General features: G+C 59.2%; 22 protein-coding genes. 15 read left to right on the top strand and 7 right to left on the bottom strand.

The features are described 5' to 3' along the window. Positions 1–9: 9 nt before the first annotated feature. The 12 genes from FDP28_RS19725 to FDP28_RS19670 all read left to right on the top strand — a co-directional run bounded on the left by FDP28_RS19725 (position 10) and on the right by FDP28_RS19670 (position 6,575). Entirely contained in the window at positions 10–282 is a 273-nt protein-coding gene (locus tag FDP28_RS19725) for a hypothetical protein (RefSeq protein ID WP_144663303.1), read from the top strand. A gap of 176 nt (positions 283–458) precedes the next feature. Continuing rightward, positions 459–695, top strand: coding sequence for a hypothetical protein (locus FDP28_RS19720; protein WP_144663302.1), 237 nt, complete (start codon positions 459–461; stop codon positions 693–695). 244 nt (positions 696–939) lie between these two features. Next, positions 940–2,193 (top strand): hypothetical protein, encoded by a 1,254-nt coding sequence (locus tag FDP28_RS19715; protein WP_144663301.1) that lies wholly within the window; start codon positions 940–942, stop codon positions 2,191–2,193. Positions 2,194–2,560: 367 nt separating this feature from the next. Continuing rightward, positions 2,561–2,758, top strand: coding sequence for a hypothetical protein (locus FDP28_RS19710; protein ID WP_144663300.1), 198 nt, complete (start codon positions 2,561–2,563; stop codon positions 2,756–2,758). Positions 2,759–2,768: 10 nt separating this feature from the next. After that, positions 2,769–3,119, top strand: a complete 351-nt coding sequence (locus tag FDP28_RS19705; protein ID WP_144663299.1) for a hypothetical protein — start codon at positions 2,769–2,771, stop codon at positions 3,117–3,119. A 53-nt stretch (positions 3,120–3,172) separates the two neighbouring features. Then, complete coding sequence (locus FDP28_RS19700) at positions 3,173–3,403, top strand: thioredoxin domain-containing protein (protein WP_144663298.1); 231 nt, start codon at positions 3,173–3,175, stop codon at positions 3,401–3,403. A 48-nt stretch (positions 3,404–3,451) separates the two neighbouring features. Continuing rightward, complete coding sequence (locus tag FDP28_RS19695) at positions 3,452–3,787, top strand: hypothetical protein (RefSeq protein ID WP_144663297.1); 336 nt, start codon at positions 3,452–3,454, stop codon at positions 3,785–3,787. Positions 3,788–3,869: 82 nt separating this feature from the next. Next, complete coding sequence (locus FDP28_RS19690) at positions 3,870–4,265, top strand: sigma-70 family RNA polymerase sigma factor (RefSeq protein ID WP_144663296.1); 396 nt, start codon at positions 3,870–3,872, stop codon at positions 4,263–4,265. A 63-nt stretch (positions 4,266–4,328) separates the two neighbouring features. After that, on the top strand, positions 4,329–4,694 hold the full coding sequence (locus FDP28_RS19685; protein ID WP_144663295.1) for a hypothetical protein: 366 nt from the start codon (positions 4,329–4,331) through the stop codon (positions 4,692–4,694). Positions 4,695–4,787: 93 nt separating this feature from the next. Then, positions 4,788–5,420, top strand: coding sequence for a ParA family partition ATPase (gene parA, locus FDP28_RS19680; RefSeq protein WP_144663294.1), 633 nt, complete (start codon positions 4,788–4,790; stop codon positions 5,418–5,420). 4 nt (positions 5,421–5,424) lie between these two features. Continuing rightward, positions 5,425–5,655, top strand: a complete 231-nt coding sequence (locus tag FDP28_RS19675; protein WP_144663293.1) for a chromosome partitioning protein ParB — start codon at positions 5,425–5,427, stop codon at positions 5,653–5,655. Between the two features lie 35 nt (positions 5,656–5,690). Next, the gene (locus FDP28_RS19670; RefSeq protein ID WP_144663292.1) at positions 5,691–6,575 is read left to right on the top strand and encodes a hypothetical protein; all 885 of its coding nucleotides are present in this window, start codon (positions 5,691–5,693) and stop codon (positions 6,573–6,575) included. 147 nt (positions 6,576–6,722) lie between these two features. On the opposite strand, the gene FDP28_RS19665 is transcribed toward FDP28_RS19670, so the two are convergent. From FDP28_RS19665 to FDP28_RS19650, 4 genes are all read right to left on the bottom strand, one after another. Then, positions 6,723–7,463, bottom strand: coding sequence for a DUF4238 domain-containing protein (locus FDP28_RS19665; RefSeq protein ID WP_144663291.1), 741 nt, complete (start codon positions 7,461–7,463; stop codon positions 6,723–6,725). Positions 7,464–7,591: 128 nt separating this feature from the next. Beyond that, positions 7,592–7,981 carry a type 1 glutamine amidotransferase domain-containing protein gene (locus FDP28_RS19660; protein WP_260842551.1) on the bottom strand — a complete coding sequence of 130 codons (390 nt, stop codon included), beginning with the start codon at positions 7,979–7,981 and terminating at the stop codon, positions 7,592–7,594. Between the two features lie 45 nt (positions 7,982–8,026). Next, on the bottom strand, positions 8,027–8,845 hold the full coding sequence (locus tag FDP28_RS19655) for an Abi family protein (protein ID WP_222120661.1): 819 nt from the start codon (positions 8,843–8,845) through the stop codon (positions 8,027–8,029). A 244-nt stretch (positions 8,846–9,089) separates the two neighbouring features. Further along, positions 9,090–10,157, bottom strand: coding sequence for a hypothetical protein (locus FDP28_RS19650; protein ID WP_144663290.1), 1,068 nt, complete (start codon positions 10,155–10,157; stop codon positions 9,090–9,092). 216 nt (positions 10,158–10,373) lie between these two features. Here FDP28_RS19650 and FDP28_RS19645 point away from each other — a divergent pair, with 216 nt between their 5' ends. Beyond that, positions 10,374–10,949, top strand: coding sequence for a recombinase family protein (locus tag FDP28_RS19645; RefSeq protein WP_144663289.1), 576 nt, complete (start codon positions 10,374–10,376; stop codon positions 10,947–10,949). Between the two features lie 43 nt (positions 10,950–10,992). Here FDP28_RS19645 and FDP28_RS19640 read toward each other — a convergent pair whose 3' ends face one another. Then, positions 10,993–11,577, bottom strand: a complete 585-nt coding sequence (locus FDP28_RS19640; RefSeq protein ID WP_144663288.1) for a hypothetical protein — start codon at positions 11,575–11,577, stop codon at positions 10,993–10,995. Between the two features lie 308 nt (positions 11,578–11,885). Here FDP28_RS19640 and FDP28_RS19635 point away from each other — a divergent pair, with 308 nt between their 5' ends. Beyond that, entirely contained in the window at positions 11,886–12,803 is a 918-nt protein-coding gene (locus FDP28_RS19635) for a hypothetical protein (RefSeq protein WP_144663287.1), read from the top strand. 123 nt (positions 12,804–12,926) lie between these two features. After that, positions 12,927–13,607 carry a hypothetical protein gene (locus FDP28_RS19630; protein WP_144663286.1) on the top strand — a complete coding sequence of 227 codons (681 nt, stop codon included), beginning with the start codon at positions 12,927–12,929 and terminating at the stop codon, positions 13,605–13,607. A 17-nt stretch (positions 13,608–13,624) separates the two neighbouring features. Here FDP28_RS19630 and FDP28_RS19625 read toward each other — a convergent pair whose 3' ends face one another. Both FDP28_RS19625 and FDP28_RS19620 read right to left on the bottom strand, forming a co-directional pair. Continuing rightward, positions 13,625–13,879 carry a hypothetical protein gene (locus tag FDP28_RS19625; protein WP_144663285.1) on the bottom strand — a complete coding sequence of 85 codons (255 nt, stop codon included), beginning with the start codon at positions 13,877–13,879 and terminating at the stop codon, positions 13,625–13,627. 144 nt (positions 13,880–14,023) lie between these two features. Further along, entirely contained in the window at positions 14,024–14,218 is a 195-nt protein-coding gene (locus FDP28_RS19620) for a hypothetical protein (RefSeq protein WP_144663284.1), read from the bottom strand. Between the last annotated feature and the right edge of the window lie 377 nt (positions 14,219–14,595).

Below are 14,595 nucleotides of genomic sequence, written 5' to 3'. Positions count from 1 at the left end.
AAGGACGCCATGACTACTCCCCAACATGCAAAGACAGCAGTGCAGAAGGTGCTGGCAGAGGTCCCACGCGAGCACGAGGCGGCGTACCAGGTCATCTACGCCGCAGTCCGTATCTGTGTGGAGGCTGGCATGGAGCGGAAGGCGGCCGCTAGCTTTCTCGGCATCTCACGTTGGCGCATCGACAAACACGGCCGTTACTTCCGCTCGCTCAGAGCCACCCGGGAGCTGTTCCGCGGAGGCTCCGGTCCCGTCGATGAGATAGTGCGACGGGCATGGTCGTGACATGCAGCTTGACCCATATCCAAAATTTTTGGAGTTTATGACATATTGGAGTCATGGACTTTTTACCACGTGTCATGAGGGGCCGCGAAGCCACAGGATGGACGCCGAGCAAGATTAAGCTCGACACACCCGCGCGGATCCCTGCGTATGCATTCGTCGCGTGACACGTTAAAGCTATGAGTGCACAACCAGGACGCGTCCGTCACCCCGACGGCATTGATCTGGTGCTCCTGCAGGGCCGAGTGAGGCCGGAGCGCCGCAAAGCCATAAACAGCGCAGCTGCGAACTCTGGCCGGTCAGTCGGCCTCTACCTTGAGGATCTGGTCCTCTACTTGGAGAAGAACGGCGGCCTGCCGGTCTTCCCCAAGATAAACCGACAAGCTGAGGAGCTGCGCATACAGGCCGCTTCTTAAACGAAAGACCCCGCACTAGGTGCGGGGCTTCCGAAATCCTTCCATCACCGTCTCTGTTTGGCGACTGTGCCGGCGATGGATACCAGAACCTTCCCGCGAGGGACGGTCCCTTTGTGTTCCCTTCAAACTGAAAGGTCTTGTCCCCCTTATGGTACCGGACCCTGCCCGGGCGTCAACGCACGTCCCGGCCCGAGTTGTGCCTTGCGGCGAGCAGGGACAGGCCACGCCGAGAATCCCCGGCTATGTGGCGGTGCAGGGCTTGCCTGGCGTCTGGAAGCAGCGCGACCACGCGCTACTAGGCGAGCATTCGAAACGCACCGAAGCCCCCCGGCGCCTTAACCGGATGGTGGAACGGAACGAGGAAAACGTCCTTCGCGCTGTCCCTGAGGGCAGCTGCGCGCTGACAACGGACTTCGACTGGCTGGAAGCTATCCGCCAACACCCCAAGCTCACTTGGCGCAGATCCGACTTCCGCCGAAACCTCCTCGCCGTGGCCTCGCTTTTACTTCTGGGCTTCGACTTCAACAGCCATACGGTGACCCCGGGCAACGCCTATCTGTTGGCCTCAGCCGGTATCGGCCAAGGCACCCTAGGACGCATCAAACGCTGGCTGATGCGCCACGGTTTCCTCGCCATCGTCGCTGGCGGCCGCTCAGCGATCTACACCCCCAAAAACTGCAGCGGAGAGACCAACCTCTTCAAGGCCGGCGAACGCGACGAACGGATGGCCGACAGGGCCGTCTACGTCCTCTGCCGTCCCGCCACCGAAGAGGAACTGGCCAGGTTCGGTGAAGAAGAAGTGCAGCGCATGGAATCCAAGTGCAAACTGGATCCGCTTCTGGGCATGTTCGGACTCGCTGTGGACATAAATGGCAACCCTAACCTGCCCAAAGGAAAATCAACCCCCAAAGGCATGAAGGCGTGGGCTTCGCCCACACTGAAATCTTATTTTGAGGCGGCCACTAAATGGGTGGCCGATATAGCGACCGCTCGTACAGATCTGCAATGGCCTGCTGATAAAACGACAAGCGCCAACGACAAGGCAACCCGCGACTTCAACGAGTTGCAAGCGGCCCGTACCGTCCAATGGCACTCACCGCCCCTCCGTAAGCTGCGCTCACGCCACCTCGCCCGGATCCTGGCACCCTTTTTCCGTGCCGGTTACACACCAAACGATGTCCTGCACGCTCTCGATACTAAGCCCGACGGCACCGAGCACCGTCACGACGGTTTCCACGGAGCGTTGAGCCTTCCCGCGCTCCTTCAAAGCAGACTCAACCACTGGCGGGTGAACGGCCAGCCTGTCTACAGCCGGCGGCAACGCGCCTTGCAGCGCTCCGAGGCGGCAAAAACCCAAGCGCGGGCTGAAGCCCAGCGGATCCAGCAGCAAACAGCTGAACGCCGCTCAGACCCTGTGCGTGCTTCCTGGCGAAAAAGGTTCGCTGATGACTACCAAAAGGGACTTCAAGAGGCTGCCGCACGCGGCACCACGCGCTGACGCCCAATGTGGACCGCTTTGAGATTTATCCTCCGGTCTCCACCGCCCCACAGTGGGGACAGCGCAAAACCGGAACACTTCCCCATGGTCCAGGCCTCAGCGTTGCCGTCTCCCCTACCGTCTCGGTCGGGTTCTTTTCAGCCGGGACGAAACATATCTACTGCGCGGGGCCGGCATGGGCGGGCACAGGAACCGGGGCCGTATGGCCGGCTTCTAAGGCACAGGGGGGCTCCCAGCGAGCTACTGGCGGGGATCACCACAACCAGAAACCATACAAATGGAATATCTTTTCCTAGGGGGGATTGAACAAAAGTTCCTAGGGGGGCTAGAATATAAGTATTAACAGCCCACTGAGAGGAACCGAAAAATGCTCACTGAAACCATCTATGCAAGCGGAAACGCCGTCACCTTCGACCACGAAGACAAGTGGTTTCAGACCTTCGGAGTCCCCAACAACATCCTCAGCGGCGACTACGTGGTCGCCGGGGGAACCGGGCGCCAGGACTTCTGGATCGATAAGGAGACGCTGCAGGCATACGTCCCCGCGGCTATCCGCCACGAGTAAGGAGCGCCCCATGATCCGCAAGTGCACCGCCTTGGTTATCCCCGCCCGACTCAGCGACGGAGTCACAGCCAACCCCCAGGACGTCCGGCACGGCACCCTTGAAGCGCTATACGGACAGCTGGACTGCATCGTCAACGGCGATTGGCAGGTCTACCTCAGGGCCGACAGCCGGAACCTCCGCCCCAACGTACGGGCGGGGCAATTGCTTCGGGAGACAGGCCTCTACCTGCCCGAGGTTGCAGGCATCGCAATCTACCTGGGGCGTGCGGAACACGGCTGCGACACCGACGCCCCAAGCCATCTGATCCGCCTCGCGGAAAAGTTGTTCGACATCCGCCTAGCCGCCGCGGAACTCGTCTAGCCAGCCCATGGTGGCCGGGAACCCGGCCACCCCCTCCCCAGGAGCCCGGAACCATGAGCATCACCGTCTACACCATCACCGATGAAACAGGCCGTGAGTGCAGTAACTGCACCGCCACCAAGAAGGCCATGGACCGCCAGAGAATCACCTACCAGGTAAAGGAGATGACAGCGATGGAGCGGGACACTTTCCGGCAGGCCGGCCACATGGCCGCGCCCGTCGTCGTCACCGATTCAGATTCATGGTCAGGCTTCCGCCCCGACAAAATTCTCACCCTCAAATGAGTAGCTACTCATTTACTCAGTTGAGTATCAATCGCGAAAGGAAAGATCATGACGGAGTTAGCCGGCCAGCTCACACTGTTCGACGTAGAGCGGTTCCCCAGCGTATTTGACCCTGAAGGCTACGAAGTCGCCTACTGCCCGGCATGCCATTCCAACTGGGGAGCCGTACGTGCCCGTACTCGCAGAAGCGAGCAAGAACGGATCGAGCAAGACCACGAACTCCAGGCGGATGGCCGCTGCGCCTACATGCACAAGTATCTCGTTACGGAGCCCTTTTACACGCTCGAAGAGATGCAACTGATCCGCATGGGAGGATGGCCCCTGCCTTACCCACGCCCTGCCGGTTTTACGGGGCTATACCAGCTCAACGAGGAATCCTGCTAGTCCCCCTGCGATAAGTGCTCTAGGGGGACTAGCGTAGACACGGACAGCTGCCCGGGCCGCCAGGAAAGGACTCCCCCAAAGCATGACAAGCAAACGTGAGTTTGAAGCAATCGCCCATAAAGAGGGCAAATGGTGGGAGATACGTATCCACCAGATCAACCAGGCAGCCCGCGCCAGCCGCGCGAAAGACATCCAGGATATCGCTGCCGACCTCGTGGCCACGACGCTCAACCTCGATCCAGAAGACATAACGGTGCACGTCACCCTCAGGGCGCCTGGAAACATCATGGAACGCTGGACCCAAGCCCGGAACGATCTGGAGAAGGCCCAAGAACTATCGACAAAGGGAGCCGCGGAATCCCGCGCCGTCATCGCCGAACTGAGCGAGGACTTCACCATCACCGAAGTGGCCCGAATGCTCGGCATCTCCACGCAGCGCGTATCCCAGCTGAAAGCGAAGAAGGCCCCCACCACATAAGCCCGACATAGGCAGTCAGACCACAACCGACTCAGAAATGCCCATCTCAGAGAGGAACGCACCATGGATGACGAGACCCCCGAAGTGGTCCGCGCGGCCGATGACGCCTATGAGGCCATTCGCTCAATCAACCACCTGACCATCACGCAGATCCACCCGGCCCCTACCGTTTATAGCGTCTTAGGAAATCTCAAGGGCCTAGGCCACATGCTGCCGCAGGCGTGCACGCAGCTCGCCAAATCCCTTGGCCGCTCTCTGGACGAATACGACGTGTACGAAGATGACGGCCGCGATCCCATTCAGAGCGTGGCCGCTGCTACCGACCATCTCACAAGGGCCGCGCAGTTGGCTGCCGAACTGGGCGCCGAGCTGGAGAAAGCGCAGAGCGCCATTTCCCGCCAAGGTTATAGGGACACGCCGCTCCCCTAGCCTCACTCAAATACTCATTTACTTATGAAATACTCAAATGAGTATTAGCTCAAATACTCATTTGAGTATTTCGCGTAGAACAGGACGCCGCACGTGAAAGTCATAGCAGTTCTCAATCAAAAAGGCGGGGCCGGCAAGACAACCATTGCCACGCATGTCGCCACGGCGCTTAGATTGGCCGGCCATACCGTACTGCTTGTGGACTCAGATCCTCAAGGCAGTGCGCGGGACTGGGCCGCAGCCCGCGAAGATCATCCGATGCCTGTAGTGGGGATGGACCGACCAACGATTGAACGGGACCTTAAGAGCATCGCCCCCGTGGACTTCGTCATCATCGACGGGGCCCCACAAGCCGCAGACCTCGCCGTATCGGCCATCAAAGCCAGCGACTTTGCCCTCATCCCCGTGCAACCGTCGCCCTACGACATCTGGGCCACATCCGACCTTGTTGACTTGGTGAAGCAGCGAATCGAAATTACAGACGGAAAGCTGCAGGCGGCTTTTGTTGTCTCCCGCGCCATCACTGGAACGAACATCGGAAAAGAAGTCTCCGGGATCCTGGAAGGCTACAACCTTCCTGTTCTGCAATCGCGAGTGCACCAGCGGGTTGACTACCCAGGAACCGCAGCGGGGGGATCCACCATCCTGGAGGACTTCCCGGGGTCGCCCGGGGCCAGAGAGATCCAAGAGCTCACCAACGAACTCCTTACGCTCGTGAGGAAATGAGTAAATGAGTAGCTTCTCTAAGCTGTCCACGGGGCGCCCCAGCCAGTCCGCCACAGCCAAAGCCAAACTGATGGAAAGCCTCAAGGACGAGGCTTCCACCGAGCAGCTCCAGCGGGTGAACTTCGAGGTTCCCAGGAGCAAACACGCCAAACTAAAGATCCTTGCCGCGAAGCGTAACCAGAGCGTCAAAGAGTTTCTGACTGCCTACATTGATTCGTTCCCCGACGAGTACTGAATGACGGCCTTGTGGCTAACCAGGAGTTGGAAACCATGACACTCGAGCAACTTCTCCTTGCGACATCATCGGTCATCCTCGGCCTAATCACGATCTTTCTGACCATCCGAAACTGGATCTATGGGGGGAGCGTGATTCGGGTGGAATTCGAGCTAAGCCGACGGGACTCAATGGGGGGACTCATCACCGCGCCCATCGCCACTTGGCGCAAGAAAGGTATCGAGGCTGTTCCCCCTCTGACCGGCAATGCCCAAGTGGACCTCGTGAAGGTGACAGTTCGAAATCTTGGGCGCACGCCGGCGACAATTCACGACGTCGGCTTGCGTGGTGGCAAAGCCCCAATCCCGTTTAGTCGATGGACAGTTCGACCTAACGTCTTTTCAGAACCGGGGGAGAGGGAAGAACCTCTGAGGATCGAGGCTCATGACGTGAAGGTGTTCTATTTCCATTCGATTCCCCTCCTGCGCGCGGCCCGTCAACGATTCGGGGAGCAGCCGCTTGCTTTCAGGGCCTCGGTGATGTCGGGTACAGGAAGGGAGCGCGTTTCCAGATGCTTGAAGGGTGGCAAATGGAACGTCTGGACCGTCGAGGAAACAGGGGATCGGTCAATCACAGGCCGCCTACTGACCACGAGAGAGCAGGCCCGTCTGTGGGTCGAGTTGACCGAGAAGATATACGAACCAAACTTCGTCTGGGTCCGGCAAGCCGCAGACCACGCAGCCGAACTAGTAGACCAGGGCCTTGGGGCAAAAGAAGCCTACGAACAGATGACAGAGAGGATCCGCATCTTCGATGTAGCCGAAAATGACCCTCGCTGGCGAAGCTTCGCCCATGCCCTCCTGTGGCACCTCATCGAACTCAGGACGGCTGACGACACGAGCAAACCTTCGGAAGATAACGCTCCTTCCGTACTCAAATGAGTATTCACTCATTTGAGTACGGAAGCTTTTCGTATCTGCTGTGCTGAGCTTCAGATACGACTTTCAACCACAATGGCACCATCCGCCGTATTCAGCTGCACGGGATGCCCCTTTGGTGTCCAGTCATGACTGCTCACTGGCTGGACATCATTTTTGAGACCGTTGAGCCGCGATGATCGCAGCCCTGCTGAAATTGAGCGATCCCTTAGTTCCGACGATCCACCGTTTGCTGTTCTTCGCAAGCAGCTGATTAAGGGGAACGTCGTCTGGGAGATCATCTCCGATCACGAGTAGTTGGGTGGGGGAGAGCGGGAAGGAGACGGTGGTGATTTTGGCACCGTCGGTTGCCCGCCAGAGCAGGACCGCGCCGTCCCCGGTGGCGAGTCCCCTAGCCTCTAGCACCTGCCACGGCCACTGTTCGAGTCCTAACGTGGCCAGCCTGAGGACATCCTGGAAGGACTGCGACAGGAGCAACGCGTCCCCGAGGGCAAGCTCCGTGTGTTCGATCCGTCCATCTGTTCTCAGTGCAACGGCAGGGGCTCGGACCTTGGTTCGATCCGCGTATCGTCCTCGGTCAAAGTGCATGTCCAGGAAAGCGATCACGGCGCGGGCTTCCGCCTCCGTCAACGGTACCCCTTTACGCATTTTAACGAGGGCCGGAGTGCCGGCGTTTTCAATAAGTGAGTAGTCGTGCTCAAGGTTTCGGGTGAGGAAATTGGGGTCGTAGACGTAATTCACGACTGTGGCGCTCAGATAAGAAGCGGGATAGCCCAGGCCCTCTTGAAGATCGAGCACGTCGACGACGTTTCTCTTGTCTGCCCACGCGCGGATATAGCCTTTCGACACCATGTGTGCGTTTCTAACTGCGTCTTCTTTTTCCTTGACCATGAACGACACCCCCTCGCATCTCAAGGTATCCGATCCAACCTCTTGTTCTAAGGGAAACCCCCTTCATAAAAGTCGTTTTGACGTCTGCCATCATGAGTGCAAAGCAGTGCCGCCGCACGGAGGGCGGCTCAGAGGAGCGAGACGACCTGCCGCGCGGTTTCCTTGGCCGATCCTGGGTTTTGCCCGGTGACAAGCCGGCCGTCAGTGACGGTGTAGGAGACGAACGGCAGCAGGGCTTTCTCGTAGAGTGCGCCGCGGCTCTTCATTTCCTCTTCCGCGTTGTAGGGCACGTGTTTGTCGACGCGCGCGAGGATCTCTTCCTGCCACGCGAAACCGGTGATCTTGCGGCCGTTCACGGGGAGGCTGCCGTCGGAAAGCCTGGTGTTGAGCAGGCTGCAGTATCCGTGGCAGACGGAGGAGACAATCCCGCCGTGTTCCCAGATGTCTCGGGTGATTTTCTGCAGGCCTTCGCTGTCGGGGAAGTCGTACATGACGGCGTGGCCGCCGGTGAAGTAGATGGCGGTCGAAGTCGGACGCCATTCCGCTTGTAGCTGTCCGGAGTTCTATGTTGGGCGATTCGACAGAAGCGTGGGAACGGAGGTGTTTGATTCCAACCACGTGCCCAGACGACGGTCGATGATGCGGGCAAGTAGCAGGCACTGCTCATGTGCGTCAGCCGCGCTCATTCGTTGCCGTTGACCATTTAGAGGCATCCCATTGATCACGGGTTCATGGTGGGCCACCCGGTTTCTGAGGACATTGACGTTCTGGCAGATTCCGTGGACCCAGGCCCTTGTAAAGACTGTTGCATTCAGCCTCGCACGCGTAGCGGCGTCCGTTGGTTGTTGGGCCGTATTCTGAATGATCGTCCGCTGTGCCCTGGCTTCGATCCTGCCCCCGGGAAAAGCCAGCTTGAACACTTGCCACAGGTCTTCGTAGTTAGCCCTTACCTTCCTAGGCTCGCGGCCGGCATGATCGCCGGCGTCCAAGAGATTCGTCCAGAAGCCGAACATGCAGTGGGCAATCAACCGCCCCGGAACATCTGGGTCGCTGGCGCGCCGCTGCGTCGCGGTTGGGAGGTATTTCCAAGCGGCGTTTAGTTGACCAGCGCTCCGGTCGTCGAGGACAACGTCACGGCTTGAGTACCAGTGAGTTCCCCACTGAGCGGTGGCGACGTCATTCATGGCGTTTCGCAGTGCGACTTCCAGGATTGCGATATCGGCCAGGAAAGCTACTGACAGGTCCCTGTTCCACACGTACAGCCTTCTCGCGAGGTCGTCATCTCCTCGTGCGGCGTTCTTGAAGGTGGAAAAGCGGGCGGGGGAGATGCCACGGTCCAGGTCAGCCAGCGTCGAGGGCGTTCCTTGCGGTTGGGAAGTCATTCAAGTATCGTAGCTACCGAAGTCCCCTGGAACATGGCTCTTCGGTTCAGCCGTCGAGTACCCGGGGGTTTTTTTTGCCCAAAAACCGGTGTCGTCGTGCCCTGTGCTCTCCAGGCAGCGTTTGAGGAAAGCTTTGTGCTTCGGCCCTCATGAGGGAGGTTGGGCGGATCTGCAGCGTCTCATATCCGCACTTCTGCCGTCCCCTTTGCGGCCGGGCGCTCAGGGTTTCCGGGCAGGCTGAGCCTTATCGTCTTTTGTTGAGTGCTTGGGATGCATTCAGCCGTGTGGAGTCTGTGGGGCTGACGATTACCGCGTTAAGGGCTTTTAATAAATCCGGGGTGGGTTGGTAGCCGTTGAAGCCGCTGCTGTTCTGAGGTTCGTGCCATTGCGTGGCCGGCTGGGTGATGAGCAATGGCGTCGCTCGGCGATTTTCCCAGAGGTTCTTTGCCGCGACGACGGTTCCTATCACGGTGCTGTTCAGCGACTTCAATAGTCCTGTCATGGTGGTGAGCTCGTCCTCCAACAGATACATGGTCTCCATCGTGGAGGAGTCCCTGCTGAATCCTTGAACCGTTGTCAGGTCCGGGTCCCGGTCCAGCAGCAGGAAGCGTTCTGTGTCGAGTCCTCGTCCCCGGCGAGGAAAGGCCACTAACTGTAGTCGGCCCCCGCGGTGGGCGAGCTGGTTCCGCTTGTGGTCGAGCCAAATGTGCCACCCCTCCGGACCTGCCGCCATCAGGGAGGTCCTGAAGGAGCGCACAAGAGCCAATTGAAGGGCCTGTGCTGCGGGCTCAGGGTGCAGCGACTTGCCGACTCTGGTTTTCCTGGAGGGGTAGTCGGTGCCCATCGAGAATGGTGCAAACTTCGCCAGGTCGGCCTTCACCAAGGGGAGGTTCAGGCCCGCGACGCCGATCACCGTGCCTGCGAGGGTGTCCAACACGGAGCTTGCCGCGTTGAAGAAGGCATAGACAAAGGACTGCAGCTGAAGATCGGACTGCTGGTCTTTGGGCAGGTCCAAACCGCGGCCTACCGGATCTCCGCCGTTGTTGCGCATGCGACCGCGCAGGAGGAAGTCCGCCGAGGTGCGCTTGCGTGAGTATTCCTCCAGATAGAAATCTGCCATTGAAAGGTGCTTGCCGATGCCGCGGACTGCGTCGATCAGGTAGTCGGAGAGCCCGCATCTGGTCTCCGTGGCCAGGTCGTGACCGGACCACCACCGGATTCCGCCGTCGATTTCGTCGAGATCGCCGAGGATGCTCTCTTCCAAGGTCGAGACTTCGTTGCGGGCACGCATGGTCCAGGTGTTCGGAGGCATCATCCAATTCTGCGTGAAAGCCACGCCCCGCTGCCACATCCGTCACAGTGCAAATACGGCCGATTTTGTCGCAGCGGCCGGCGGTGCCGGCATTGGTCTGCGACACGCCGTACAGAGCGCGTCTTAAACGTGAGACATCCGTGGGGAGCGTTCTGAACCGCATCCCACAGGTTTTTGTCTCCCCTGATTATGGTGGAGCCGACGAAAGGGGACACCGTGGCATTGATTGGTCTCGTGCGGGTGAGCACGGACGCTCAGGAGACGCAGCGGCAGCACGATGCCCTGGACCCGATCTGCTGGCGCGTGTTCGAGGAAAAGGTTAGCGGCAAGCTCAGTATCGATGAGCGCCCCGGGCTTGCCGCCGCTGTGCACGAACTGCGCCCTGGGGACATGCTCACCGTCGTGGAAGTCGACCGGCTGTCCCGGAACCTCTTGGAGGGCTTACTGATGCTAAACGCGCTGTTCCAGCGCGGCGTAGCCGTGAAGATCGTGGAAGGCATTGCTGCCGGCGAACACACCGAGCGATCTTTCCTCCTGGATCTTGCCCTCGCTTTGGCGGAGGACCGCCGGCGTGACATCTCCCGCAAGACCCGGGACGGTTTGACCGCAGCTGCACGTCGCGGCCGTATAGGTGGCCGGCCAACCAAGATGACCCCGGACCGTCTGGAACAGGCACGGCGAATGCGGGCCGAGGAGATCTCTTACCGCCGCATCGGGGAAGCCTTGGGCGTCAGCGAAATCACCATCCGGCGCGCCCTGAGCACCATTTCGCGTGAGCGCCCCGCTTCGTAGGAGGTCCGGCATATGGGGACCGTCCCAACTCGCCGCCATGCAACTAGCTCTCTATCGCGTCTTCCGGCAGCCACGCGATCTCGCTCCGAACTGCTTCACCAAGAATTCTCGTAATCTCGTCGTAGCCGTCGTTGAGCTCCATCACCTTCGCGATGGCGAACCTCTCAAGGTGGTCTCCAGTCAGCTCTTTTAGGTCCTTTGGCGAAGAGGCAAGCTTGGTTGTCAGTCCGACAAATCTATCGACCGCGGCACGAACGTCTGGGGCGATAATTCTGCTTGCCAGACGACGGACTTCGACCAGGTTTGCGTGCGAGTCGTCACTCAGCGTGTCCGGTAGCTGGGTATATTTCCCCTGCCGGGCCTGCATGTGGTCAAAGTGAAGGGTCTTGCCAGTGAAGCGAGCCATCGCCTGCACCGCATCCTGCAATGAAAGCAACGTCTCGCGCTGAATTGTGTGTCGGTTGTCGTCAAGTTTGGACTTGCGCTCTGAAACCCTCAACCTGAGTTCGCGACGTAAGGCACGATCATCCCGGCGGCGCTCGTTGCGGCCGGCAAGCAAGTAACCACCTAAAGACGCGAGCAGGGTCGACGCGGCGACAATAATCTGGTTTACGAGTAACGGGTCCAAATGCTCTCCAATTCAGATATCTGTCGTACCGCCGGCCACCATCATCCCCCGAACGGTCGGGCTGGCTGGCTTGGAAGAGTAAGCAATCCTAATTACCCCTCCGGTGACGGCCAGAAAGCAGAGAAGTGGAACGCGAACGCGCGCGCCAACAGGGATGTAAGTTGACAACTGTGGATACCCCAAACGAGACACCAGGGCTTAGATGGCTGCCGGAAGACTTGGACCCTGTAGCTCTGCGTTTGGCGAGAGCAGATGAATGCGCCTTCAAGATCGGAGACCTGGCATCCAAGTGGTCAGCGGATGGGCCCTTGGATTTCGAACAGATCCGGCGCGGCAATACAGTCCAAATGGTGCTGAAATCGCTGCGTCCGGTTCCTGCTGAGGCATCACTTTTATTCAGCGAAGCCATCAACCACCTTCGGGCCGCGATCGACAACGTTATTTGGTATCTCGTCGAACAAGAACACGGCCAGCTTGAAGGGATGGTCGCAACACTGGTCAATATGCCCATCTTGGAATCCCAAGAGAAGCTGGACAACTGGACGAAGAGAAGGGTCAAGGAAAAGATTGCAGCCTTTGACGCTGCAACTGACCTGGGCAAACGCCTCAGGGCGCTTCAGCCGTTCGTAGACGAGCAAAGTTCCATTCCGTCAATGGGGGAAACATTGGCCCTGATGATGCGTCAGGAAGTCGAACGAGCGCACCCGCTCAGACTCCTCCAGGCATATTCCAACGCAGATAAGCACAGGTCCATACGCATCGCGGCCGCCCGTACCTTCAGTTCCACCGACTCTTCCCCTCTGGCAAGCCAAGACCTGGGCCACAGGGACTTAAGGGTTGGAGATCCAATGGGTCCGCCGACAACCTGGGGCGAACTCGCAATTGTGGAAACCAACACCGCTGTGATGGTCCAGAGGCCGGATCCGTTCATGGCCTGGGTGAATCCAGTCAAAGAAATCAATGCCATGCGCCGCCACATCGCACAGGTTGTTGTTCCCATGTTGCTCACTGGTTTGGAGGTGCCGAATGCCCTGCCGGCGTCAATAGATTTCGGGGATACCGGACAGACAGATCGGGAGCGCATCGCCGCGGGCGTCTGGGACGACGCGGACACGCGACTCCAAGAGATAATGCGGGCACGCCTTTACGAGGCCGAAGCGCGCGGCGTGCAGTTCATTCCCGTCATTGACGGTCCTGTCCAGGTGGAGGATTCCGAGCAGATCTGACCACACGGCGACATCCCAAGTTCCAGTGAATCGGGCCGGCGAGCAAAATCACAAGATCTGCGATGTAACGTTTTCTGTGAGTTGTCGGGACCGATGGTCCCCATAAGAACGGAAGGCTAGAACGTGAGTGTCGATCCCCAGCGGATATCCTCCGAAGACCTCCGCACGCTGGTCACCGAGATAGGTAACGGGAGCTCCCGACGGAGCCGTTCGGAACCTGACCTTCGGGGAACACCGTGGGATCCTGCCGTAGCCGAACCGGACATGTCTTGGGACGATATCAGGGCACAGATAGCGCGAGAACAACTGGAAGTAGACGAAAAGCTGCGGTCGAAGGAGCCCGTCTACGTCATCACCGCAAGTGGATCTCGACGGGTTCACCTCGCCGAATGCTTTCATGTCCGTCATGTCCTTGATCGGAAGCAGGCCTGGGCTCATGTGCTCAACGGCGATGGGGAACTAACGCTGAATCACCTGTCGCTGGTCTACGCTCAGCCACACATCCTCAGCAGGAATAAAGTGGAACAGCTCAATAGCTATGTTGCCTGTCAGGCTTGCTCTCCCACTCTGGACCACCAGCAAAAGATTTGGAGATTCAACCCCAAACCCATGTTGGCGGTGAATCTAGGTCCAAAGCACATCGGGCGGAATGTCACCACGCCTGAGGGTAAAGTGATGGGGCGGCTGATAAGCCATCAGCGGATTGTCGCCGCTGATGGCATCCGAAGCATTACTACAACGACTGCAGGCAGCTTCGAAGGCGATGGGAATGAGAAGTACGTCGTTGCTCGTGCGGAAGCATAGCTGAGGGGATAAGCCGCTTACCCTTCCTTGGGCGCCGGCCCATCCGGCAATCCTTGAGCCGCTTCCTGCGTGACGCCCCTGACCGTGGCAGCAATCGCCCGAATCGCTTCAGCGTCCTCGCCCCAATGCCGCCCGTTTCGGCTGCAGGCACGAAGGGACGTCACATTGGACTCGCTAAGGGCCAGGTTGAGTTCAACCAATGCAGCGTCCAGGTCTGCCTGCTCTGCAAGCGACAGCGGCGCAGGCTTAGCCGCGGCTACTGTCCCTGCCAAGGGCTCAGCGCGAGTGCCCCGCCTGTTAAGTAGGTTCCACAATCCCATGAGTCGGCCCTTCGTCGGAAAGATCATCCCACCACCGAATATGGGGGCAAGACCGTGGCGGGACACTGCCACCGTACCAAGTTCGCTGGTGCCAGGTCAGCGCAGCCGGAATTCGTCACCGCGATGGACAGCTTCCGCCCACGCCCTCACGGTCACATCCGGTACAACGAACCTGATTGCTTCTGCCTCTTGCCTGATGGCCGCCGTGATCTGACGGATTGGCTGACCCTCAAGTGCGGCGATCTTCGCGTTCATCCGGGCCAAATCCAGCAAAGTCCTATCTCGATTCATGTCCATCCCTTTCGGTTTGTTCTGATGTACCAATGCGAACGTAGGTCTGGATTTCAAAGATGTGGGGGAGGGCTGCCGGGTCGCGCCGGCAGGTTACCAGGGTGCTCGCGGGCGAGCACTGTTGGGCGTCCTCTCCGCTTCGCTCCGTGGCCGGCTGTTGGGTGCTGCCGGTCCGTCGCAGAGCTCCTGCCCGTCATCACCTGTTGCTTACAAGCATTTTTGTGGCTGTCCTGCGGATCATACGGTTCCGCTCCGGCTCAAGCTCCTGACCCCTTCGTTCCTCAGGGGTCCTGCGGCACTGGAATTCTTCGACGGCGCTCCTAATTCGTAGTTAAGCGGCTTCCAGGTGACCAGGTGGTGGGGCTCTTCCCGGGGCT

Origin of the sequence: Paenarthrobacter nicotinovorans, assembly GCF_007670255.1 — a bacterium.
Taxonomy (GTDB): Bacteria; Actinomycetota; Actinomycetes; order Actinomycetales; family Micrococcaceae; genus Arthrobacter; species Arthrobacter nicotinovorans_B.
The sequence above is the reverse complement of the archived record's forward strand: the minus strand, read 5'-3'. Positions and strand labels throughout refer to the sequence as shown.

Excerpts from the sequence above, each read along its gene's own strand:
- FDP28_RS19650 (WP_144663290.1), bottom strand. The coding sequence starts at position 10,157 with ATGCCTCCGAACACCTGGACCATGCGTGCCCGCAACGAAGTCTCGACC.
- FDP28_RS19655 (WP_222120661.1), bottom strand. The coding sequence starts at position 8,845 with ATGACTTCCCAACCGCAAGGAACGCCCTCGACGCTGGCTGACCTGGAC.
- FDP28_RS19685 (WP_144663295.1), top strand. The coding sequence starts at position 4,329 with ATGGATGACGAGACCCCCGAAGTGGTCCGCGCGGCCGATGACGCCTAT.
- FDP28_RS19690 (WP_144663296.1), top strand. The coding sequence starts at position 3,870 with ATGACAAGCAAACGTGAGTTTGAAGCAATCGCCCATAAAGAGGGCAAA.
- FDP28_RS19725 (WP_144663303.1), top strand. The coding sequence starts at position 10 with ATGACTACTCCCCAACATGCAAAGACAGCAGTGCAGAAGGTGCTGGCA.
- FDP28_RS19620 (WP_144663284.1), bottom strand. The coding sequence starts at position 14,218 with ATGAATCGAGATAGGACTTTGCTGGATTTGGCCCGGATGAACGCGAAG.
- FDP28_RS19695 (WP_144663297.1), top strand. The coding sequence starts at position 3,452 with ATGACGGAGTTAGCCGGCCAGCTCACACTGTTCGACGTAGAGCGGTTC.
- FDP28_RS19700 (WP_144663298.1), top strand. The coding sequence starts at position 3,173 with ATGAGCATCACCGTCTACACCATCACCGATGAAACAGGCCGTGAGTGC.
- FDP28_RS19670 (WP_144663292.1), top strand. The coding sequence starts at position 5,691 with ATGACACTCGAGCAACTTCTCCTTGCGACATCATCGGTCATCCTCGGC.
- FDP28_RS19665 (WP_144663291.1), bottom strand. The coding sequence starts at position 7,463 with ATGGTCAAGGAAAAAGAAGACGCAGTTAGAAACGCACACATGGTGTCG.
- FDP28_RS19675 (WP_144663293.1), top strand. The coding sequence starts at position 5,425 with ATGAGTAGCTTCTCTAAGCTGTCCACGGGGCGCCCCAGCCAGTCCGCC.
- FDP28_RS19710 (WP_144663300.1), top strand. The coding sequence starts at position 2,561 with ATGCTCACTGAAACCATCTATGCAAGCGGAAACGCCGTCACCTTCGAC.
- FDP28_RS19720 (WP_144663302.1), top strand. The coding sequence starts at position 459 with ATGAGTGCACAACCAGGACGCGTCCGTCACCCCGACGGCATTGATCTG.
- FDP28_RS19705 (WP_144663299.1), top strand. The coding sequence starts at position 2,769 with ATGATCCGCAAGTGCACCGCCTTGGTTATCCCCGCCCGACTCAGCGAC.